Source organism: Pseudomonas hefeiensis, assembly GCF_030687835.1.
Lineage (GTDB): Bacteria > Pseudomonadota > Gammaproteobacteria > Pseudomonadales > Pseudomonadaceae > Aquipseudomonas > Aquipseudomonas hefeiensis.
In genome coordinates this window covers 3593997-3615295 of sequence record NZ_CP117449.1, presented here as the reverse complement: position 1 = coordinate 3615295, position 21299 = coordinate 3593997, and the positions used below count along the sequence as shown (strand labels likewise).

General features: G+C 62.4%; 19 protein-coding genes. 11 read left to right on the top strand and 8 right to left on the bottom strand.

Features of this window, described 5'->3' with window-relative positions; genetic code table 11:
* Positions 1-27: 27 nt before the first annotated feature.
* The 6 genes from PSH57_RS16075 to PSH57_RS16050 all read right to left on the bottom strand — a co-directional run bounded on the left by PSH57_RS16075 (position 28) and on the right by PSH57_RS16050 (position 5268).
* Entirely contained in the window at positions 28-693 is a 666-nt protein-coding gene (locus PSH57_RS16075) for a response regulator transcription factor (protein ID WP_305384104.1), read from the bottom strand.
* A 54-nt stretch (positions 694-747) separates the two neighbouring features.
* Complete coding sequence (locus PSH57_RS16070) at positions 748-1281, bottom strand: PQQ-dependent catabolism-associated CXXCW motif protein (protein WP_305384103.1); 534 nt, start codon at positions 1279-1281, stop codon at positions 748-750.
* Between the two features lie 253 nt (positions 1282-1534).
* Complete coding sequence (locus tag PSH57_RS16065) at positions 1535-2326, bottom strand: ABC transporter permease (protein ID WP_305384102.1); 792 nt, start codon at positions 2324-2326, stop codon at positions 1535-1537.
* Positions 2323-3051 carry an ABC transporter ATP-binding protein gene (locus tag PSH57_RS16060; RefSeq protein ID WP_305384101.1) on the bottom strand — a complete coding sequence of 243 codons (729 nt, stop codon included), beginning with the start codon at positions 3049-3051 and terminating at the stop codon, positions 2323-2325. Before PSH57_RS16060 ends, PSH57_RS16065 begins: the two co-directional genes overlap by 4 nt.
* Positions 3048-4052, bottom strand: a complete 1005-nt coding sequence (locus tag PSH57_RS16055; protein WP_305384100.1) for a YVTN family beta-propeller repeat protein — start codon at positions 4050-4052, stop codon at positions 3048-3050. Before PSH57_RS16055 ends, PSH57_RS16060 begins: the two co-directional genes overlap by 4 nt.
* Positions 4053-4083: 31 nt before the next feature.
* A complete protein-coding gene (locus PSH57_RS16050; protein WP_305415914.1) occupies positions 4084-5268 on the bottom strand; it encodes an ABC transporter substrate-binding protein in 1185 nt (394 codons plus the stop codon).
* A 401-nt stretch (positions 5269-5669) separates the two neighbouring features.
* On the opposite strand from PSH57_RS16050, the gene PSH57_RS16045 reads away from it, so the two are divergent.
* Positions 5670-6926 (top strand): HAMP domain-containing sensor histidine kinase, encoded by a 1257-nt coding sequence (locus PSH57_RS16045; RefSeq protein ID WP_305384098.1) that lies wholly within the window; start codon positions 5670-5672, stop codon positions 6924-6926.
* On the top strand, positions 6926-7564 hold the full coding sequence (locus PSH57_RS16040) for a response regulator (protein WP_305384096.1): 639 nt from the start codon (positions 6926-6928) through the stop codon (positions 7562-7564). The genes PSH57_RS16045 and PSH57_RS16040 overlap by 1 nt, the downstream gene beginning before the upstream one ends.
* Positions 7565-7748: 184 nt before the next feature.
* Here PSH57_RS16040 and PSH57_RS16035 read toward each other — a convergent pair whose 3' ends face one another.
* Positions 7749-8393, bottom strand: a complete 645-nt coding sequence (locus PSH57_RS16035; protein ID WP_305384094.1) for a pentapeptide repeat-containing protein — start codon at positions 8391-8393, stop codon at positions 7749-7751.
* Between the two features lie 383 nt (positions 8394-8776).
* Entirely contained in the window at positions 8777-10642 is a 1866-nt protein-coding gene (gene exaA, locus PSH57_RS16030; RefSeq protein WP_305384093.1) for a quinoprotein ethanol dehydrogenase, read from the bottom strand.
* A 252-nt stretch (positions 10643-10894) separates the two neighbouring features.
* On the opposite strand from exaA, the gene pedF reads away from it, so the two are divergent.
* The 9 genes from pedF to PSH57_RS15985 all read left to right on the top strand — a co-directional run bounded on the left by pedF (position 10895) and on the right by PSH57_RS15985 (position 20815).
* Positions 10895-11356: a cytochrome c-550 PedF gene (gene pedF / locus PSH57_RS16025; RefSeq protein ID WP_305384091.1), complete on the top strand. Its 462-nt coding sequence runs from the start codon at positions 10895-10897 to the stop codon at positions 11354-11356.
* Positions 11357-11361: 5 nt separating this feature from the next.
* Positions 11362-12237: a substrate-binding periplasmic protein gene (locus tag PSH57_RS16020; protein WP_305384090.1), complete on the top strand. Its 876-nt coding sequence runs from the start codon at positions 11362-11364 to the stop codon at positions 12235-12237.
* A gap of 10 nt (positions 12238-12247) precedes the next feature.
* Positions 12248-13003, top strand: a complete 756-nt coding sequence (locus tag PSH57_RS16015; RefSeq protein WP_305384089.1) for a quinoprotein dehydrogenase-associated SoxYZ-like carrier — start codon at positions 12248-12250, stop codon at positions 13001-13003.
* A 16-nt stretch (positions 13004-13019) separates the two neighbouring features.
* The gene (locus PSH57_RS16010; protein ID WP_305384088.1) at positions 13020-13958 is read left to right on the top strand and encodes a quinoprotein relay system zinc metallohydrolase 1; all 939 of its coding nucleotides are present in this window, start codon (positions 13020-13022) and stop codon (positions 13956-13958) included.
* A 313-nt stretch (positions 13959-14271) separates the two neighbouring features.
* Entirely contained in the window at positions 14272-16047 is a 1776-nt protein-coding gene (locus tag PSH57_RS16005; RefSeq protein WP_305444684.1) for a PQQ-dependent methanol/ethanol family dehydrogenase, read from the top strand.
* A gap of 300 nt (positions 16048-16347) precedes the next feature.
* Positions 16348-17868, top strand: a complete 1521-nt coding sequence (exaC, locus tag PSH57_RS16000) for an acetaldehyde dehydrogenase ExaC (protein WP_305384085.1) — start codon at positions 16348-16350, stop codon at positions 17866-17868.
* 244 nt (positions 17869-18112) lie between these two features.
* Positions 18113-18184 (top strand): pyrroloquinoline quinone precursor peptide PqqA, encoded by a 72-nt coding sequence (pqqA, locus tag PSH57_RS15995; protein ID WP_003243383.1) that lies wholly within the window; start codon positions 18113-18115, stop codon positions 18182-18184.
* 113 nt (positions 18185-18297) lie between these two features.
* Entirely contained in the window at positions 18298-19461 is a 1164-nt protein-coding gene (gene ercA / locus PSH57_RS15990) for an alcohol dehydrogenase-like regulatory protein ErcA (RefSeq protein WP_305384084.1), read from the top strand.
* Positions 19445-20815, top strand: coding sequence for a hybrid sensor histidine kinase/response regulator (locus tag PSH57_RS15985; protein WP_305384083.1), 1371 nt, complete (start codon positions 19445-19447; stop codon positions 20813-20815). The genes ercA and PSH57_RS15985 overlap by 17 nt, the downstream gene beginning before the upstream one ends.
* Positions 20816-21299 lie beyond the last annotated feature (484 nt).

The following is a 21299-nucleotide window of genomic DNA, read 5'->3' as shown; positions in this document are numbered from 1 at the left end:
CTCGCCACAGGGATGTGTGTCAGCGGTTCAACGACGCAGATAAGCCCCGAAATCAATGTCCCCGGCACTGAGAATCGCCTGCACCCGATTGTGCACATTGAGCTTGCGCAGGATGGCCGAGACGTGCGCCTTGACCGTGGTTTCGGCGATTTCCAGCGTGTAGGCGATCTGTTTGTTCGACTCGCCCTTGGTCATGCGTTCCAGCACCAGCAGTTGTTTGCGGGTCAGGGCCTGGAGCAGCTCGGGCGCAAAGGCCCGGGTTTCGTTCAGGCGGCGGCCCATCGGGCTTTTTTGCGTGCGGATGATGTCCGGTGGCAGGTACACATTGCCGTTGAGGATCTGCTCGATGGCGTCGGTCATCTGCGAGCGCGGTGAGGACTTGGTGATGAACCCCACCGCGCCGTAGGTGATGGCTTGCAGCACCACCTGTTTGTCCTGCTCGGCGGAGACGATCACCACGGGGATGGTCGGCGCCTCGTTGCGCAGGTTGATCAGGCCGTTGAGGCCGTGCATGCCGGGCATGTTCAGGTCCAGCAGGATCAGGTCGAGGTCATCGTGCTCGCGGGTCAGCGCCAGGGCGCTGTCCAGATCGGCGGTTTCCATCACCTCGCTGCCAGGAAAACCGTCGCTGATGACGTTGTGGATGGCTTCGCGAAACAGTGGGTGATCGTCGGCTATCAGGATTTTATACATGGCCATTCACCTCGTTATTGTCGTGTGGGGGGCGGGTGCACGCACTCATTTGGATCAGGGAAAGGGTTCGGGTCGGGCCGCTTGCAGGGGCAGATGGGCCGCCTCCCAGGCGTCGAGGCCGTCGCGGTACCAATACAACTGTTTATAGCCCATGGCGGCGGCGCGTTTTACCGCGTTCCAGCTCAACCAGCAATCAGAGCGGCAATAAAAGACCAATGGTTGATCCGCCCGCCCGCCAGTGGCTTTTCCCAGGTGATGGTTGAAGTAATTTTGCCAGGTCGGGTCGAGGTCGCCGTCGCCGGTATTGGCCAGCCACAGGCTGCCGGGGAGGTTGGCGTGGGGCTCGTTGTCGATGAAGCGTCCCTGGAGCCAGGGGCGGCGGTAGACGTCGATCAGGATCGCAGACGGTGTGTGCTCCATCAGCTGTTGCAGTGCCTGGGTATCGAGCGTTTCTGCGCCATCCACGGCCGCGGGCGTCGGGCTGCGATACTGGGCAATGCGATAGCCCTGTGCGGAGAACAGCGCAGTATCAGCCTGGGCGACAGTCAGCGACAGGCCCAGCAAGACGATCACCAGCAAACGGGGCATAGGAATTTATCCTTTTTGTTATGCGCCCATTACATGCCAGGGTCGAGGTCTTGTGAATGCGACCATAGACAGGAAAACCGGTACTAAAGTCGTAATTTGAGTGTTAAAGGCCCGCGCGATAGTGAAGGCATGCACATAACCCTTGTGGGAGCGGGCTTGCTCGCGAAAGCGGTGGTTCAGCTTGCATCTATGTTGAATGTGCCGCCGTCTTCGCGAGCAAGCCCGCTCCCACCGGAGTTTGGCATTGGCCGGGTCAACCCGCCTTACGCAACGCCGCATGCTGCGGATTGAACGTCCACACCGCCAGTAGAGCGAACACCAGGGTCAAGCCCGCGCACACCAGCATCGCCAGCAGATTGAACCGTTCATACAGCGCATAACGCACCAGCTCCACTCCATGGGTGAACGGATTCACCGCGCACAACCAGTACAACCAAGGGCTGGCCTCCAGCATTTTCCACAACGGATACAGTGCCGAGGACAGGAAGAACATCGGGAAGATCACGAAATTCATCACCCCGGCAAAGTTTTCCAGTTGCCGGATGGCATTGGACAACAGCAGGCCCAGGGCGCTGAGCATCAGGGCCACCAGCAGCAGCGCCGGAAACGCCAGCACCAGGCCCATGGCCGGTGGCTGGATGCCGTACAGCCAGGCAATGGCGAGAAATGCGTAGACCTGCAACAGCGAAATCAACGAGGTGGCCAGCAACTTGCTCGCCAGCAGGAAGGCCCGCGGCAGGGGGCTGGTGAGCAGCACGCGCATGCTGCCCATTTCCCGGTCATAGACCATCGCCAGCGAACCCTGCATGCCATTGAACAACAGGATCATGCAGGCAAGGCCAGGCACGATGTACACCTCGTAGGGGATGTAGGTGTCATAGGGGGCAATGATGGCGATGCCCAGTGCCGCACGAAAGCCGGCGGCGAACACCAGCAGCCACAACAGCGGCCGTACCAGGGCACTGAGAAACCGTGTGCGTTGCAGCACGAAACGCAGCCATTCACGCACCACGATGCCGCTGAAGCATTGCCAATACGCATTCATGAGTGAACTCCCGCTGCGGTCAGGTGGGTGAAGGCCGAACCGAGGGTGCCGCCGTGTGCCTGGCTCACGGCGTCGGCGCGTGCGCTGGCAACGAGGCGGCCTTGATGCAGGATCAGCAGATCGTCGCTGGGCTGTACTTCGTCCAGCAGGTGCGTGGTCCACAACACACTGATGCCCTCACGGCACAGCTGGCGGACGTGTTGGCTCAGGGCCAGGCGGCTGGCCGGATCAAGGCCGACGCTGGGTTCATCGAGCAGTAACAAGCGTGGTTCATGCAGCAGCGCCCGGGCGATTTCCACCCGGCGACGATGGCCGCCATTGAGGGCGCGCACCCGTTCGTGGCGTCGTTCGGTCAACTGCTGGCGGGCCAGTTCGGCGTCGATGCGCACACTGCCCTGGCGCCGCGACAGACCATGCAGCGCGAGGTGGTAACGCAGGTTCTGTTCGACACTCAGGTCCAGGTCCAGGGTGCTCTGTTGGAACACCACGCCCAACTGGCGCAAGGCCGGCCGCGGCGAGGTCTGCAACGAATGGCCGCCGACGCGGACATCACCGCGCTGTAGATCGTACAGGCGCGTGAGCAAGGCAATCAGCGTCGATTTGCCGGCTCCATTGGGCCCCAGCAACGCAGCGAAGCCCCCGGGTGCCAGGCTGAAATTCACCTGCCTGAGAGCTTCGCGTGCGCCGTAGGCGAAGCTCAGGTCGCTGACCTCCAGGGCGTTCATGGCGTCACCACTACGCCCCAGGGATAACGCCCGACCTTGACCGACTTGAGCACCTTGCGGCTCTGCACGTCGATCACCGACACATCGCCGCTGACGCCATTGGTTGTCAGCAGTTGGCGTTGATCGGGGGTGAATGCCAGTTGCCAGACGCGCCGCCCCACCAGCAGGTAGTCCAGCACTTCGAAGGTCTTGGCATCGATGACGGCGACGTGATTGGCCGGGCCCAGGGCGACGAAGGCGAGTTTGCCGTCGGCGCTGAGCTTGATGCCCACCGGCTGTACCTTGTCGGGGTGAACGCCCTTGATCTGGAACGTCAGCGTCTTGAGCACCTGGCGACTGGCGACATCGAGAATCGTCAGCGTGCCGCCGATTTCCGCCGAGGCCCAGAGCTGCGAACCGTCACGATTGAACTCGACGAAACGCGGCCGCTGGTCCACCAGCGTGTTGTCGGCCAAGGTCTGGGTGCTGGTGTCGATCCAGTGCAGCATGTTGGTGGTTTCACTGGTGTTGACCGCCCATTTGCCATCGGGGCTGACGGCCATGCCTTCGGGCTCGACGCCGACGCCGATCTGTCCCAGCACCTCGGAAGTCTGGGTGTCGATCACGGTCACCAGGGCATCGTCTTCGTTGGACACGTAGAGCCAGCGGTCATTGGGGTGCAAGGCGAATTGCTCCGGGTCCTTGCCGGAGGGCAATTCCTTGATGATCTTGCGGGTAGCGACGTCCATCACCTGGACCCGGTCCGAATCACTGGCGCAGATGTACAGCAAGCGGTTGTCGTGGGACAGCAACAGGCCTCGGGGGCGTTGGCCCACCGGCAAGGTCTCGATGACCTCCAGGCTCTGCATGTCGATCAGGCTCAGGCTGTTGTCTTTCTCATTGGAAACCCAGGCGATACTGGCGGCGGCGGGGCCGGCGACGAACAACGCCGCCGCCAGGGTGAGGGCCTGGCAAAGCAGCGCAGGTTGGAACCGGGTCGGGTAAAGCAGGGGGCGGCGCATGGCGGTTTCCTTATTGTTGTTCTGGAAGGGATCAGGGGTAGCGACAGCTCACTTCGGGCCGGTCATAGCCCAGGCTGTCCATTTCGTTGGTTGGGTGCAGAAAACCGTCCTGGGGCGAGGTGCTCACCAGCGCCCGCGGCTGAACCAGGGGAATCGGCTGGCGCAGTTGCCCGTTCCACGGCCGGTAACTGAGCTTGCGGCCCTTGAAACCGTCCAGCGGCAACTGCTCGCTCAGCGCCAGTTGGCGGATGGCGAACGGGTCGTCCTGGCGCAGTTTGCTGACGGCGCTGGCAATGCTGCGCACGGCGATCCAGGCGGCGAAATCGCGGTCGTTCATCCAGCGCCCGGCCAGGGCTTCGAAGCGTTTTTGCAGTTGTGCCGCGCCGTAGGTTTCCACGGTCTTGTGCCAAGCAGTGGGGGTCAGGCCTTGCGTGCCGGCCACCGGACGCGGGTACCAGGTCTGATAGGGCACGTATTCGCCGAAATCGCCGCGCTCGTCGGCCACCAGCACCACGTCGTATTCGGCGGTCTGGGTGAACAAAGGCATGTCGGCCTGGGCGCTGCGGCGCTGGTCGTTGTCGAACTGCCAGTCTTTTTGCGCGACGACCTTCATGCCGAAACGCTTCATGGCTCGTCGTAGCGCGGCAGCATAGGCCTGGTCCTCGGCTGTCTGGCCGACGATCAGTAATGCCCGCTGCCATTTGCGTACGACGCCGAACTGCACCAGGGCATCGGCGAGCATCGCCCGGTCGGGCAGGCTGTGGAGCACGTTGCCCAGGCAGTCGGTGGTGCGCAGGCTGTCGTCGGCGCTGCCGGCGTTGAACAGCAGGCTGTCGGGCAGGGCGGCACTGAGCTGGCGCAAGCTGGCGGACGGCGCGTTGACCACAAACAACCGCAGGCCCTGGTCATGCTGCGCTTGGGCGGCCTGGAGCAAGGCTTCCGGGCTGTCGACGCTGGCGCTTTGCAGCTGGTAATCGTGCTTGAGAAAACGCCCGGTGCTGTTGCTGTCGACAATCGCCAACTGCGCCCCGCGCAGCCCGGCATCGGCGGGCTCTTCAATGACGTTGGACAGCAGCGGCCCCGGATCGGGGCGGTAACCCAGGTAGCCGATGCGCACTTGCAGCGGCGCGGCGTTGTCAGCCTGGGTGGCGACCGGCAAGCCGGCGCTGACTGCTGCGAGCAAAGGGATCAAGGCGTAACTGACGAGCCGGCGCATAACACCTCCATTTGCGGGTAGCGCCAGCATAGGAAGCCTGTGGCCAGGGGGAAATATGCAGAAAGTACCGCCGGGCCAGTACCAAGGTAGTAACCCGCTGTCGACGCTGGGGTTTTAGGATGCCAGTCATCGTCATTCATCAGGAGCGGACAGACCGTGCGGATTCTCAAAGCCCTGCTTCTGCCGTTGCTGCTGATCTTGAGTCTGATTGGCGTGGACCGGTTGTCAGCGCAACCAAGGATGTACGGTGGAATTGTGGGAGCGGGCTTGCTCGCGAAGACGGCAGCACCATTGACATCAATGCAAGCTGATCCACCGCTTTCGCGAGCAAGCCCGCTCCCACAATGGGAGTGTGGTGGACACCTGCTTTGTGGTGTTGTCCAGGGAATGGGCTGCTAACCATGTCAGCCCTCTGGCGAATCAACCTCTGGGTGACGGCGTTTTTTGCCCTGGTCACCCTGGCCTGTGCGGTCCTGTTGCTGCATCAAGCCACGGCCGATGTGAAACGCGAGCTGCAATCGGCCGAGTCCGTGGTGCATTACCTGAGCGAAACCGCCGAGCGCAACCCGGCCAGTCTCCAGTCGCGGTTGACCGGCAGTCTGCGTCATGTGCGGGTTCACTGGCTGGCGGCGGGGCAGATGCATCCGGTGAATATCGAGGGCGGGGTGAACGCCTGGCTTGGCCGCTGGTTGCTGGCCGACGGTCCCGCTGCCGAGGTGGTGGATTTGCGCGACGGTCGACGGGCCTGGATCGCGGTAGATCCTCGGGACGAAATCGAAGAAATCCTCGATTCCCTGGTGCAACTGCTGGGCGTCTGTGCGCTGGCGCTGTTGGTCAGCCTGCTGGTGATCCGTTGGGCGGTGCGCCGGGGCATGGGATTGCTCGATGAATTGCTGCGGGCCCTGCGTCAGGTCTCTGCCGGCGATCTGCAGGTGCGGCTGGCCGCTGACGCGATCCCGGAGGCCCGGCAATTGGCGGGGCATTTCAATCGCATGACCGCCGCCCTGGCCCAGTCGCAGGTCGATAACACCCGGCTCACCCAAGCCCTGCTGGCCGTGCAGGAGCAGGAGCGCACGCAGTTGGCCCGGACCCTGCACGATGACCTGGGCCAATACGTGGCAGGAATCCGCGCCCGGGCGTGCTTGCTGCGGCTGGTGATTGATCAGCCGCCGATGCTGGAGCAGACCGTCAGCCAGCTCGAGGATCATTGCGAGCATCTGCAACAGGGATTCCGTGCGCTGGTGCAAGACCTGTATCCGGTGGTGCTCCAGCACTTGCCGCTGTCCGAGGCCCTCGAATTGCTGGTGGCTCAGTGGCAGCAAAACCAGGGCATCGCCTGTCAGCTGCGGATCAACGCGCCGTTGCCGCCGTTGTCCGGCTCGAACAAGACCCACCTGTATCGCCTGTTGCAGGAAGCCCTGACCAATGTCGTCCGGCATGCCGGCGCCACGCAGGTGCGGATTCGCCTGCAACATCGGGCCGGGCGCTTGCGGTTGCTGGTGCGTGACAATGGCCGGGGAGCGACCGCGCCCCATCAACCGGGCGTCGGCCTGCATTCGATGTCCGAGCGTGCCCGCAGCCTGGGTGGCGAACTGCGCATCATCAGCCAGCCCGGCGCCGGTTGGGCGCTGGCCTTGAATATTCCTCTGGAGGCGTGATGAACATCTTGTTGGTAGACGATCATGCGGTGGTTCGGCAGGGCTATGCCAGCCTTTTGCGGGCACTGATGCCGGACCTGCACGTGCGGGAAGCCGCCACCGGTGAAGAGGCGTTGAGTCAAGTGCTGGAGCAGGTGCCTCATCTGGTGATCATGGACTTTGGCTTGCCCGGTATCAGTGGGCTGGAAACCACCCGGCGCCTGCGCCAGCGCCTGCCGCAACTGCGAGTGTTGTTCTTCAGCATGCACGATGAACTGCCATTGGTCCGTCAGGCGCTGGACGCCGGTGCTTCGGGGTACCTGACCAAAAACTCGGCGCCCCAGGTGCTGGTGGAGGCCGTGCGCCGGGTACTGGCCGGCCATGCTTACATTGAACAATCCCTGGCTACCCAGTTGGCTTGCGCCAGCACTCGGCACAACACCGACCCGCGCTTGCAATGCATGACCCAGCGTGAGCTGGAGATCTTCGTCATGCTCGCCAGAGGCACCCCGGCGCGCACCATTGCCGAACAGCTGTGCATCAGCGCCAAGACCGTGTCCAATCACTTGACGCTGCTCAAGAGCAAGCTGCAGGTCAGTTCCCATGCCGAACTGGTCCACCTGGGGATCGACATGGGCGTGGTGCGGGTAGCGGGGTAAATCCCGGATTCCTGAGCAATGACCCATTTGTGGCGAGGGGATTTATCCCCGCTGGGCTGCGTAGCAGCCCTAAAACAGCCAGCTCAATAGACCTGGCACACCGAGGCTTCAGGCTTTAGGGCTGCTACGCAGCCCAGCGGGGATAAATCCCCTCGCCACAAGGCTTTGTGTGTATCTGGAGACTTCATTGATCCCAGGACACCGGGCAGCCCGTACACCCTTGCATATTCGCATCCTGAAAATTCCCGTAATGCTGGCGTGAGCCGCTCATGTTGGCGCCTTCCAGGTTACTTTCGCCAAGCTTGGCTTCCTGCAGGTTGGCGTCGCGCAGGTCGGCGCCCTTGAGGTCTGCCTTGCTCAGCCAGGCCATCTCCAGGTCGGCGGCTTGCAGGTTGGTTTCGTGCATTCGGGCGCCGGACAGTCGGGCGAATTGAAGGTACGCGGCGCTCAGGTCTGCTTTCTGGAACTGGGCGCCCTGGGCAAACAGGCCCCAGCCCTGGATCGCCTTGAGCGTGGCACCACGCAAGTTCGCCAGGCGCAGGTTGCTTTGCTGCAAGCTGGCGCGGGTCAGGTTGGCGCCTTGCAGACGGGCCTTTTCCAGGTTGGCCAGGTCCAGGCGCGCATGGCGCAGATCGGCGTCGCGCAGGTCGGCGCCGCTGAGGTTCATTTTGCGCAGGTCCTGGTTGGCCAGCCGGGCACCGCGAAGGTCGGCGCCAGGGCATTGGCTGGATTCGGCGATGATGCAGCCGTTGATGGTCAGGGGAGTGTCGGGGTCTTCGGCGCTGGCATGGGCGCCGATGAGCAGAAGCAGCAGAGGGAGAAATCTCATGGCAGTAAACTCGGTTGACTGTGGGAGCGAGCCTGCTCGCGATGGCGGAGGGACATTCAACATCAGCGCTGACTGAACCATCGCTTTCGCGAGCAAGCCCGCTCCCACAAGGGATCTGCGGCGGACACAGATTCTGTGTCCGACAACCATCAACTGTGGGAGCGAGCCTGCTCGCGAAGCAGGCGGCACATTCAACATCACTGGCAACTGAACCACCGCTATCGCGAGCAGGCTCGCTCCCACAAGGGATCTGCGGCGGACACAAATTCTGTGTCCGACAACCATCAACTGTGGGAGCGGGCTTGCTCGCGAAGCCGTCGGCACATTCAACATCACTGCCAACTGAACCACCGCTATCGCGAGCAGGCTTGCTCCCGCAAGGGTTATTGGCGGGCTACCTTGTTATCCCAACTCGGAATCTTGAACACCCAGAACGACCCGCCCTGGGCCACCGGTTTGGTCAACTCGGCCATGTCGCCGCCCCACAACGGCACGGCGCCGCCATAGCCGACGGTCACGCCGATGTATTGCTCGCCGTCCTGTTCCCAGGTGATGGGCGGGGAGACGATGCCGCTGCCGGTCTGGAACTTCCACAGTTCCTGGCCGGTCTTGGCGTCGAAGGCCTTGAAGAAGCCGTCGCCGGTGCCGGTGAACACCAGATTACCCTTGGTGGCGAGCACTCCGGCCCACAGCGGCAAGGCTTCCTTGTGCTCCCAGACCACCTTGCCGGTGGTGGGGTTCATCGCCCGCAGGCTGCCGACGTGATCGTCATACATGCGTTTGATGCGAAAGCCCATACCCAAGTAGGCCGAGCCTTTCTTGTAATTCACTTCTTCGGTCCAGTACTCCTCTTTCCACTGGTTGCCAGGGATGTAGAACAGCCCGGTGTCCTGGCTGTAGGCCATGGGATTCCAGTTCTTGCCACCGAGGAACGGCGGTGAAACTTCCACCGGTTTGCCCTTGGTTTCACCCGGCAGTGGCTTGGCCGGACGCTGACCGGGATTTTCCACTGGGCGGCCGGTCTTCAGATCGATGTGGCTGGCCCAGGTGATGTTGTCGACGAAAGGGAAGGCGTTCTGCAGCTTGCCGTTGTTGCGGTCCACGACGTAGAAAAAACCGTTGCGGTCGGCGTGGGCGGTGGCCTTGACCAGCTTGCCGTCCTTGTCCTTGTAGTCGAACAGCACCAGCTCGTTGTTGCCGGAGAAATCCCAGGCATCGTTGGGCGTGTGCTGGTAGAACCACTTCACCTCGCCAGTGCTTGGGTCAACCCCCACCTGGCCGGAGGTGTAGAGGCTGTCGTAGTCCTGCGGGTTGCCATCCTTGGCCGTGCGCGCCCAAGTGTTCCATGGCCCCGGGTTGCCGGCGCCGACGATGATGGTGTTGCTCTCGGGGTCGAAACTGGCGCTCTGCCAAGGCGCGCCGCCGCCGTGGCTCCAGGCCTCGACCTTGCCGGTCTCGGTGGTTTTGTCGTCGGGCCAGGACGGGGCTTTCACATCGCCGGTCGGCGTGCTGTCCTTGCCATTGAGACGGCCCATGTGGCCTTCGACGAAAGGTCGCATCCAGACCTCTTCACCGGTGTCCGGGTCCCGGGCGAACAGTTGGCCGACCACGCCGAACTCATCCCCGGAACTGCCATGGATCAACAGCACCTTGCCGCTGGTTTTGTCCTTGATCAGCACCGGGGCGCCGGTCATGGTGTAGCCGGCGGCGTGGTCGCCGAACTTCTTGTTCCACACCACTTTGCCGGTGTTTTTATTCAGGGCGACAACCCGCGCATCCAGCGTGCCGAAGTAGATATTGTCGCCGTAGATGGCCGCGCCCCGATTGACCACGTCGCAGCACGGGCGAATGTTGTCCGGCAGTCGATGGCTGTAGGTCCACAGGCGTTTGCCGGTCTTGGCGTCGAGGGCGAACACCCGCGAGTAAGAGCCGGTGACGTACACCACGCCGTCGCTGACGATGGCCTGGGATTCCTGGCCGCGCTGCTTTTCGTCGCCGAATGAGTAAGACCAGGCCGGCGTGAGCTTGAACACGTTCTTGTCATTGACCTGGGCCAGCGGGCTCCAGCGCTGGGCATTGGTGCCCATGCCGTATTGCAATACGTCGCGGGTGGTCAGGTGGTCGTTGGCGATGTCTTCCCAGGTGACCCCGGGCGCTGCGGCGTTGGCCAGGGGACTCAACGACAGGCTACCGGCCAGCAACAAGGCGACGGTCAGGGAAGAGAGGGCGGGGAGCGTTTTTATTGTCATGGTGGGCATTCCCAGTGAGGTTTTGGCCTGACTAGGTTGGGTCGCGCCAGGGCTCTACCGATACGGAAAAAGTCCCGCCCTTGCCGGGAAGACTTCCCGAACGGGCTGTCTTTGCGAACCGCGCCGGATGACCCGCTACCAAGGAACTAGAGTGCGGCCACCAAAGCAGCATTCGGCCGGGGCGCAGGCGTTCCTAAGATGACGGCACGGCCTCTGTAGAGAGGTCTTGCGTGCAAATTCGAGGGCATAACAATGACAACAAAACGCAACGCCATCATCGCTACCGCATTGCTGATAGGGCTGACCGGCGCAGGCTCCGTGTGGGCCCATGGCAACGTAGTGCCCCAGGCAGTGGAAACCAAAGGGCTGACCGCGATCAAGGACACCGGCCTGCCGTTGGACGGGGATGGTTGGGTCGCCCAGAACCCCTATCGCAGCTCTCCTGAGCGGGACAAGGCCGTGGAAATCGGCTCCTCGGCCTACAACCAGAACTGTGCCGCGTGCCACGGCCTGGAAGCCAAGTCTGGCGGGATCGCGCCGGACCTGCGCCTGCTGGACGCCGCCGAAGCCGGAGATGAGTGGTTTGTCGAGCGCGTGCGCCATGGCGCGGTGCGCGACGGCCGGGTCTACATGCCGAAAATGGCGGACTATTTGAGCCAGGAAGCCTTATGGGCGGTGCGCACCTATCTCGACAGCGTGCACGTCGAGGAGTGATCGCCATGCGCCTGTTCGCGTGGATATTCTGCAGCCTGTTGCTGTGTGGCCAGACGGTTCAGGCACAGGTGCGCAACTACGACGAAATGATCGCCGCCGGCGAGCTGAAGGTGGCGGTGTACAAGGATTTCGCCCCCTATAGCTTCGAAGACCACGGCCAGCCCCGGGGCGTGGACGTAGAGCTGGCCCAGGCCCTGGCCAAAGCCCTTGGCGTGCGCCTGCGATTGATCTGGGCACCGCCCGGCGAAAAGCTCGATGACGACCTGCGCGATTACATCTGGCGCAGCAGCGCGTTGCATGGTCGGCAACTGGCCGACCTGATGATGCGCGTGCCTTACGATCGTGACTACGTGCAAAAGCGCAACGACATCGGCGAACTGGAAAATGCCCAGGTCGCCATGTTCGGGCCTTATCAGCAGGAGTGCTGGCAAGTGGCGTACGACCGCCGACGGCTTGAGAGCGTAGCCAGTGTCGCAGTATTCCAGCAGCATCCCATTGGCGTTGAGGTCGACAGCGTGCCGTCGTTCTACCTGACCTCGGTGTTCGACGGCATGCTCAGCGACAGGACCCATCACTTCCCCGGCGTAGGCCAGGCGTTCAAGGCCATGCGGGCCGGGCAGGTCGACGCCGTCATGGCCATGCGCGGGGAGATCGACTGGCAACTTCACGAGGCGGCCGATCCACAACTGGCATTGGCTGAAAATGCTTACCCGAACATGGGCAAGCAACGTTGGGAAATCGGCATGGCGGTGCATGAGAGCAACCGGCAGTTGGCTTATGCGGTGGAAGAAGCGCTGGAAGGGTTGATCCGCGACGGCAGTCTCAAAACCATCTATGCCCACTACGGCCTGCGTTACGAAGTGCCCGACATGTATCAATAGGAGTGCAGGGATGAACTGGCGAGCGTTTGGTCTGCTGTTGTGCTGCCTGCCGTTGACGGCGCCGGCGCTCGAAACCGGGAAGGACCCGGTGCCCTCGGTGATGTGGGCCTTCTACCACAAACAACTGCTGGGTGAGGCGCCCTTCGTGTTCGACGACCGGGTCCGGTTGCTGGCGCCCCCTTTTGCTGAAGACGCGCGCCAGGTGCCGCTGCAGATCGATGCCCGCGCATTCACCGGCGATGTGGTGCGCATGCTGGTTTGGGCCGAGCTGAACCCGTTGCCCAAAATCGTCGATTTCCAGCCGGGGGAGCGGGTGCTGCCCTGGCTGTCGATCCGTATTCGTATCGAGCAGGCCACGCCGTTGCGCGCTGCCGTGCAGACCCGTGATGGTTTGTGGCACGTCGGCTCGACGTTGATCGACGCGGCCGGTGGCGGCTGCACCGCGCCAAGCGTTGTGCGCACCCAACCGGGCTGGGAAGAACACCTGGGCGAAGTGCTGGGAGCCCGTTACCCCCGAGGTGAAGACAGTCGCCTGCGCCTGCAAGTGGCCCACCCGATGGACAATGGGCTGGTGAGCGGCATCCCTGAGTTTTACCTCAACCAGGCGCAGTTGCTGGACGCCGACGGCCAGGTGCTGGCGCGCCTGGAGCTGTTCCCGGCCGTCAGTGAAAACCCCAACCTGAGCTTCGATATTCAAGGCCCCGGGCAGACCCGCCTGTTGTTGCGTGACAACAGCGGCAATGAATTCGAGGCAACGGTCCCCTGACCACAAGGAGCGCGCCATGCGTTGGTTGTTGCTGATCTGGCTGGGCCTGTGCCTGCCGACATGGGCCGGACCGGACTATGCACTCACGCCCCGGCAGATCGCCGACGGCACCTGGCTGCTGGAAGGCAGCACGGACAATTTTGCCAAGGACAACGGCGGCAACATCGTCAACACCGCTTTCATTGTCACCGAGGCCGGCGTGGTGGTCATCGACACCGGCCCGTCCCGGCGCTACGGGCAGGCCTTGCGCCAGGCGATTGCCGCGACCACCGATAAACCGGTGATCCAGGTATTGCTGACTCATCATCACCCCGACCATGTCTTGGGCAACCAGGCTTTCAGCGACGTGTCCATCGGGGCGCTGGCGGGGACCACGCAGCTGTTGCGCGAGCAGGGCGATGCCATGGCCGAGAACATGTATCGGCTGGTTGGTGACTGGATGCGTGGCACCGAAGTGGTGTTGCCGAACCAGGTGCTGGTTCCCGGGCCGCTGAAGGTGGGCGGTCATTCCTTGCGGTTGCTGGAACTGGCCGGGCACACCGGGGCGGACCTGGCGATCCTTGATGAAACCACCGGCGTGCTGTTCGCCGGCGACCTGGTGTTTTACCAGCGGGCGCTGACCACCCCCAACAGCCCGGGGCTTGAGGTGTGGCGCCAGGACCTGGACACCCTGCAAGCCTTGCCCTGGAAGCAGATCGTCCCCGGTCATGGCCCGGTCGCGACTGACCCGCAGCCGTTTGCGCAGATGCGCGATTACCTGGGCTGGCTCGACCAATTGATGCGCGACGGCGCGGCCCGTGGCGATGACATGGCCGAGATGATCCGCAGCCCCATTCCCCAACGTTTTGCCGGGATCAGCCTGAGTCGCTATGAGCTGATTCGCAGTGTCAGCCATCTGTATCCGCGCTATGAGCGGGCGGGGATGACGCGGGTGGATGCCCACGACCCTGACTGAAGGCATACCCCTGTGGCGAGGGGATTTATCCCCGCTGGGGCGCGAAGCGGCCCTCTATCTTTTCTGGCTGTTGGGGTGACCGAACTGACTCAGGGGGCTGCTGCGCAGCCCAGCGGGGATAAATCCCCTCGCCACAAGGGTTGGTACATGCCGCAGGGAGTGTGGATACAGGCACTGTCCCCCCCCCCACATGTACCAAGGAACTAGAAAACTCAACACAGCGGGCAATTGTTGCCAGGGGCTGTGGGCCCAAGAATCTGCGACAGACCGGGAAAATTTCCCGGGTATAACAATAACCGCAGAGGTAGCCGTCATGAGTCATCCCGCACGTCGCCAACCCTTCGCCGTGAGCCTGCTGCTCAGTGCCATGCTGCTGTCCGGTTCGGCCCTCGCCGCCGTGACCGATCAGGAGATCTTCCAGGATCCGAAAAACCCCCAGCAGATTGTGACCAACGGCCTGGGCGTTCAGGGCCAGCGCTACAGTCCACTGGCGACCCTCAATACCGATAACGTCAAGGAGCTGCGGCCGGTCTGGGCGTTTTCCTTTGGCGGTGAGAAACAGCGCGGCCAGCAGGCGCAGCCGATGGTCAAGGATGGGGTGATGTACCTCACCGGCTCCTATTCGCGAGTGTTCGCGGTGGATGCACGCACCGGCAAGAAACTCTGGCAGTACGACGCGCGCCTGCCCGATGACATCCGTCCTTGCTGCGACGTGATCAACCGTGGCGTGGCGCTGTATGGCGACCTGGTGTACTTCGGCACCCTGGACGCCAAGTTGGTGGCGTTGAACAAAGACACCGGCAAAGTGGTGTGGAGCAAGAAGGTCGCTGACCACAAGGAAGGTTATTCCATCAGTGCCGCGCCCATGGTCATCAACGGCAAGTTGATCACCGGCGTGGCGGGCGGTGAGTTTGGCGTGGTGGGCAAGATCAGCGCCTACGACCCGAAAAACGGCGAGCTGCTGTGGACCCGCCCGACCGTGGAAGGGCACATGGGTTATGTCTACAAGGACGGCAAGGCTATCGAGAATGGCATTTCCGGTGGTGAAGCCGGCAAGACCTGGCCGGGAGATCTCTGGAAAACCGGTGGTGCCGCGCCCTGGCTGGGCGGCTACTACGACCCGGAAACCAATCTGCTGCTGTTTGGCACCGGTAACCCGGCACCGTGGAACTCCCATCTGCGCCCCGGCGACAACCTTTACTCCTCGTCGCGCCTGGCCCTTAACCCGGACGACGGCAGCATCAAATGGCACTTCCAGAGCACTCCTCACGACGGCTGGGACTATGACGGCGTCAACGAGCTGATCTCCTTCAACTACAAGGAAGGGGGCAAGGACATCAAGGCCGCGGCCACCGCCGACCGTAACGGCTTCTTCTACGTGCTCGATCGCACCAACGGCAAGTTCATCCGTGGCTTCCCGTTTGTCGACAAGATCACCTGGGCCAGTGGCCTGGACAAGGACGGGCGGCCGATCTACAACGAGGCCGGCCGTCCGGGCGCGCCAGGCAGCGAAGCCAAGGGCGGCTCGGTGTTTGTCGCGCCGGCCTTCCTCGGGGCGAAGAACTGGATGCCCATGGCTTACAACCAGGACACCGGGTTGTTCTACGTGCCCTCCAACGAGTGGGGCATGGACATCTGGAACGAAGGCATCGCCTACAAGAAGGGCGCGGCGTTCCTGGGGGCCGGTTTCACCATCAAACCGCTGAACGAAGACTACATTGGCGTGTTGCGGGCCATCGACCCCAAGACCGGCAAGGAAGTCTGGCGCCACAAGAACTACGCGCCACTGTGGGGTTGGGTGCTGACCACCAAGGGCAACCTGGTCTTCACCGGCACGCCTGAAGGTTTCCTGCAGGCCTTCAACGCCAAGACCGGGGAAAAGGTCTGGGAATTCCAGACCGGCTCCGGCGTGCTCGGTTCGCCCATCACCTGGGAAATGGACGGCGAGCAATATGTCTCCGTGCTCTCGGGCTGGGGTGGCGCGGTGCCGTTGTGGGGGGGCGAAGTGGCCAAGCGCGTGAAGGACTTCAATCAGGGCGGGATGCTCTGGACCTTCAAGTTGCCGAAAGAGTTGGTGGCCAAGCGCTGAGTTGTCATTGAGCCGGGTGCTGCTTTTGTGGCGAGGGGATTTAGCGAAACGTCGCACCGCCCCGCTGGGCTGCGAAGCGGCCCCAAAATCTTTGCGAGCGCTGCGCACTCGAGCGGGGATAAATCCCCTCGCCACAAAGGCAGCGCTTGTTCCCGCTTTTCGTGTCCTGAAAAATCCACAAATCTACGACCAAATAACGAGAGCCCCCCTGCCAACGACGCATTCGTCCACCGCGCGAGGCTCTCTACCATCGGCCTATCGCCTGTCCCGTGACAGGCATCGACCAGGCAGAGGCCCATTATGATCTACGCACAACCCGGAACCCCAGGCGCCGTCGTTACCTTCAAGCCGCGCTATGGCAATTTCATCGGCGGCGAATTCGTCGCGCCGGTCAATGGCGAATACTTCACCAATACGTCCCCGGTCAATGGCCAAGTCATTGCGCAATTCCCGCGCTCCAGCGCCGCGGATGTCGACAAGGCCCTGGATGCAGCCCATGCCGCGGCCGATGCCTGGGGCAAGACCTCAGCCCAGGACCGCTCCCTGGTGCTGCTGAAGATCGCCGATCGCATCGAGCAGAACCTGGAAATCCTTGCCGTCAGCGAGACTTGGGACAATGGCAAGGCGGTGCGCGAAACCCTCAACGCCGACGTGCCGCTGTCGGCCGACCACTTCCGTTACTTTGCCGGCTGCATCCGCGCCCAAGAGGGCGGCGCAGCCGAAATCAATGAGCTGACCACCGCCTATCATTTTCACGAGCCGCTGGGCGTGGTCGGGCAGATCATTCCGTGGAATTTCCCGCTGCTGATGGCCGCCTGGAAACTCGCCCCAGCCCTGGCCGCCGGAAACTGCATCGTGCTCAAGCCGGCGGAGCAGACGCCGCTGTCGATCATGATCTTCGCCGAACTGATTGCCGACCTGCTGCCAGCCGGTGTGCTGAACATTGTCCATGGTTTTGGTCGCGAAGCCGGTGAAGCCCTGGCCACCAGCAAGCGGATCGCCAAGATCGCCTTTACCGGCTCCACCCCGGTGGGCTCGCACATCATGAAATGCGCGGCCGAGAACATCATCCCGTCCACCGTGGAGCTGGGCGGCAAATCGCCGAACATCTTCTTCGAAGACATCATGCAGGCCGAGCCGGCCTTCATCGAGAAGGCCGCCGAAGGCCTGGTGCTGGCGTTCTTCAACCAGGGTGAAGTCTGCACCTGTCCGTCCCGGGCACTGGTGCAGGAGTCGATCTATGAACCGTTCATGGCCGAGGTCATGAAAAAGATCGCCAGGATCAAGCGTGGCGACCCGCTGGACACCGACACCATGGTGGGCGCCCAGGCCTCCGAGCAGCAATACGACAAGATCCTTTCGTACCTGGAGATTGCTCGGGAAGAGGGGGCAGAGCTGCTCACCGGCGGTGCGGCAGAGCGCCTTGAGGGGGACTTGTCGAGTGGTTATTACATCCAGCCGACCCTGCTCAAGGGCCACAACAAGATGCGTGTGTTCCAGGAAGAAATCTTCGGCCCGGTAGTAGGCATCACCACCTTCAAGGACGAAGCCGAAGCCCTGGCGATTGCCAACGACAGCGAATTCGGCCTCGGTGCCGGCTTGTGGACCCGCGACATCAACCGCGCCTACCGCATGGGCCGGGCGATCAAGGCCGGGCGTGTGTGGACCAACTGCTACCACCTGTACCCGGCCCACGCTGCGTTCGGCGGCTACAAGAAGTCCGGCGTCGGTCGGGAGAACCACAAGATGATGCTCGACCACTATCAGCAGACCAAGAACCTGCTGGTGAGCTACGACATTAATCCGTTGGGGTTCTTCTAACCAAGAAGCACCGCAAAACCAAATGTGGGAGCGGGCTTGCTCGCGAAAGCGGCGGCACAGTCACTCGATCAGTGCCTGATCCACCGTCTTCGCGAGCAAGCCCGCTCCCACATTGGATTTGTACAGGCCAAGCATTGCTACCAACGCACCCCACCCACCGCTTCGAAAGTAGCATTCGAGCTCTGGGCGCCCTGTGCATTAATGACCTTGCCGGAATGGCCCGGTACAAGAAGAGGAAAGACCCATGTGGACTAAACCCGCGTACACCGACCTGCGTATAGGCTTTGAAGTGACGATGTACTTCGCCAACCGATGAGCGTTGGCCCGGCCTGAGAGGTTCAGGCCGGGCTACCCATTTGGTCTGATTGCAATCACGGTGGGATGCTTTAGGCTCAGGGTATTCCCGGAACAATAAGAACAGGCTTACCGATGAGCCATAGTCTCAGTCCGCTGCGCAAGTTCGTTTCACCTGAAATCATGTTTGGCGCCGGTTGCCGGCACAATGTCGGCAATTACGCCAAGACGTTCGGCGCGCGCAAGGTGCTGATCGTCACCGATCCCGGCGTGATCGCTGCGGGATGGGTCGCCGACGTCGAAGCCAGCCTCCAGGCCCAGGCCATCGATTACTGTATCTACAGTGCCGTCTCACCCAATCCCCGGGTCGAAGAAGTCATGCTCGGTGCCGAGCTGTACCGGGAAAACCACTGCGATGTCATCGTCGCGGTCGGTGGCGGCAGCCCCATGGATTGCGGTAAAGGCATCGGCATCGTCGTTGCCCATGGTCGCAATATCCTGGAGTTCGAAGGCGTGGACACCTTGCACGTGCCCAGTCCACCGCTGATCCTGATTCCCACCACCGCCGGCACCTCGGCGGACGTGTCGCAGTTCGTGATCATTTCCAACCAGCAAGAGCGCATGAAGTTCTCCATCGTCAGCAAGGCCGCGGTGCCGGACGTGTCGCTGATCGACCCGGAAACGACCCTGAGCATGGACCCGTTCCTGTCAGCCTGCACCGGCATCGATGCGCTGGTGCATGCCATCGAGGCGTTTGTTTCCACCGGCCACGGCCCGCTCACCGACCCCCATGCGCTGGAGGCGATGCGCCTGATCAACGGCAACCTGGTGCAGATGATCGCCAACCCGGCGGACGTCGCCCTGCGGGAAAAGATCATGCTGGGCAGCATGCAGGCCGGGCTGGCGTTCTCCAACGCGATTCTGGGTGCGGTGCATGCGATGTCCCACAGCCTGGGCGGTTTCCTGGATTTGCCCCATGGCTTGTGCAACGCAGTGCTGGTGGAGCATGTGGTGGCGTTCAACTACAACTCGGCACCCGACCGTTTCAAGGTGATTGCCCAGACGCTGGGCATTGATTGCCGTGGCCTCAATCACCGGCAGATCCGTACCCGGCTGGTGGAACACCTGATTGCCCTCAAACGCACCATCGGCTTTCACGAAACCCTGGGGCTGCATGGGGTGAGCACTTCGGATATTCCGTTCCTGTCGCAACATGCGATGCATGACCCGTGCATTCTCACCAACCCTCGGGAGTCGAGCCAGCGGGATGTCGAGGTCGTCTATGGCGAAGCCCTCTGACGAACAGCAAAAAGCCCTGGCCGGGTTGCTGGGACTGGGCAATCACTCGACGCGCAAGAGCCACTATCCGGAACTGGCCGCACGCCTGGATGAACTGGAACAGGCCCGGCAACACCTGCAACAGCTCAACGATCAGTTGGAACAGCGGGTGGCCGAGCGCACCGACGCGCTGATGGAGGCCAACCTGAATCTGCAGCAACAGATCACCCAGCGTGAGCTGATCGAACAACAGCTGCGCGACGCCCGGGACGCTGCGCAGGCAGCCAACCGGAGCAAGGACAAATACCTGGCCGCCGCCAGTCACGACCTGCTGCAACCACTCAATGCCGCACGTTTGCTGATATCCACATTACGCGAACGCTCGCTGCCCACGTCCGAGCAGGTGCTGGTGGAGCGTACCCACCAGGCGCTCGAAGGGGCGGAAGACCTGCTCACCGACCTGTTGGACATTTCCCGGCTGGACCAGGCTGCGGTCAAGCCGGACCTGGCGCCGTATCGGCTGGATGAGCTGCTCGCGCCACTGGCTTCGGAATTTCAATCAGTGGCTGGCGCCGCCGGGTTGGAGCTACGGGTACGTTTCGGCGACGAAACGGTGATGACCGACCTGCGGCTGATGACCCGGATCTTGCGCAACCTGCTCAGCAACGCCTGTCGCTACACCGCCCATGGCGGCATCCTGTTGGCTGCGCGGCGTCGGGGCGAGCGGTTGAGCCTGGAGGTCTGGGACACGGGGCGTGGCATTGCCGCCGACTGCCTGGAGTCGATATTCCTGGAATTCAACCAATTGGACGTGGGCCGGGCGGCGGACCGCAAGGGCGTCGGCCTGGGGCTGGCGATTGTCGAGCGCATCGCCCATATCCTCGACTATCGGGTCCAGGTGCGTTCCCGGCCGGGGCGCGGTTCGGTATTCAGCATTGAGGTGCCGTTGTCGGCTGAAAGACTGCTGCCCATGTCCCAGGGCCCCATCCAGATGGTCGCCGGAAACCCACTGCCTGGACGCCGTCTGCTGGTCATCGACAATGAGCTGAGCATTTTGCAAAGCATGGCTGCGCTGCTCGGGCAGTGGGGGTGTGATGTGTTGACCGCCACGGACGAGGCGGGTGCCTTTGCCGTGCTGCAAGGGCGTGCGCCGGAACTGATCCTGGCGGATTTTCACCTGGATCATGGCGTGGTCGGGTGCGAAGTGGTCAAGCACTTGCGCGAGCATTTCCAACAGACGATACCGGCGGTGATCATCACCGCCGATCGTAGCGACCAGTGCCGCCGCGCCTTGCGCAAACTCAATGCACCACTGCTCAACAAACCGCTCAAGCCCGGCAAATTGCGGGCGGTGTTGAGTCAGTTGCTCGGGTAGCGAGTGGAGAGGTGCAGGTCAACTCATCGGCATTCACCACAAGTCCCCTGTGGGAGCGGGCTTGCTCGCGAAGGCGGCACATTCAATGTGGATGCAGGCTGATCCACCGCTTTCGCGAGCAAGCCCGCTCCCACATTTTCGAGTCAGTGCGCTATCAAAACGCCTTCATTTGGTCGGTGTTTATCCCTTGAATGAAAAAAGGGGCTTCGGTCTGTTTAGTTCATTCTGTAAACTCCCCCCGCTGCGACAATCGGGCACGGCCATGTCAGGCCCGATTACAAGCGTTTTGCAGTGTCCCTCACCCAGCTGAAGCCAAGACCTACAAGAAGTCAGCGCCGGAGAGACATAAATGCGAGGCCGATGATTCTCGGCCCCTGTAGGTCCATCCTCCAGTCTCGTTTCGACCCCCGTCATGCCGTATGCAGGCCATGGCGTGGTCTATCATTGCCGGACTGGCGGGCGGAATGGCGTTCTACCCTAGGGA

Excerpts from the sequence above, each read along its gene's own strand:
- PSH57_RS16075 (WP_305384104.1), bottom strand. The coding sequence starts at position 693 with ATGTATAAAATCCTGATAGCCGACGATCACCCACTGTTTCGCGAAGCC.
- PSH57_RS16070 (WP_305384103.1), bottom strand. The coding sequence starts at position 1,281 with ATGCCCCGTTTGCTGGTGATCGTCTTGCTGGGCCTGTCGCTGACTGTC.
- PSH57_RS16065 (WP_305384102.1), bottom strand. The coding sequence starts at position 2,326 with ATGAATGCGTATTGGCAATGCTTCAGCGGCATCGTGGTGCGTGAATGG.
- PSH57_RS16060 (WP_305384101.1), bottom strand. The coding sequence starts at position 3,051 with ATGAACGCCCTGGAGGTCAGCGACCTGAGCTTCGCCTACGGCGCACGC.
- PSH57_RS16055 (WP_305384100.1), bottom strand. The coding sequence starts at position 4,052 with ATGCGCCGCCCCCTGCTTTACCCGACCCGGTTCCAACCTGCGCTGCTT.
- PSH57_RS16050 (WP_305415914.1), bottom strand. The coding sequence starts at position 5,268 with ATGCGCCGGCTCGTCAGTTACGCCTTGATCCCTTTGCTCGCAGCAGTC.
- PSH57_RS16045 (WP_305384098.1), top strand. The coding sequence starts at position 5,670 with ATGTCAGCCCTCTGGCGAATCAACCTCTGGGTGACGGCGTTTTTTGCC.
- PSH57_RS16040 (WP_305384096.1), top strand. The coding sequence starts at position 6,926 with ATGAACATCTTGTTGGTAGACGATCATGCGGTGGTTCGGCAGGGCTAT.
- PSH57_RS16035 (WP_305384094.1), bottom strand. The coding sequence starts at position 8,393 with ATGAGATTTCTCCCTCTGCTGCTTCTGCTCATCGGCGCCCATGCCAGC.
- exaA (WP_305384093.1), bottom strand. The coding sequence starts at position 10,642 with ATGACAATAAAAACGCTCCCCGCCCTCTCTTCCCTGACCGTCGCCTTG.
- pedF (WP_305384091.1), top strand. The coding sequence starts at position 10,895 with ATGACAACAAAACGCAACGCCATCATCGCTACCGCATTGCTGATAGGG.
- PSH57_RS16020 (WP_305384090.1), top strand. The coding sequence starts at position 11,362 with ATGCGCCTGTTCGCGTGGATATTCTGCAGCCTGTTGCTGTGTGGCCAG.
- PSH57_RS16015 (WP_305384089.1), top strand. The coding sequence starts at position 12,248 with ATGAACTGGCGAGCGTTTGGTCTGCTGTTGTGCTGCCTGCCGTTGACG.
- PSH57_RS16010 (WP_305384088.1), top strand. The coding sequence starts at position 13,020 with ATGCGTTGGTTGTTGCTGATCTGGCTGGGCCTGTGCCTGCCGACATGG.
- PSH57_RS16005 (WP_305444684.1), top strand. The coding sequence starts at position 14,272 with ATGAGTCATCCCGCACGTCGCCAACCCTTCGCCGTGAGCCTGCTGCTC.
- exaC (WP_305384085.1), top strand. The coding sequence starts at position 16,348 with ATGATCTACGCACAACCCGGAACCCCAGGCGCCGTCGTTACCTTCAAG.
- ercA (WP_305384084.1), top strand. The coding sequence starts at position 18,298 with ATGAGCCATAGTCTCAGTCCGCTGCGCAAGTTCGTTTCACCTGAAATC.
- PSH57_RS15985 (WP_305384083.1), top strand. The coding sequence starts at position 19,445 with ATGGCGAAGCCCTCTGACGAACAGCAAAAAGCCCTGGCCGGGTTGCTG.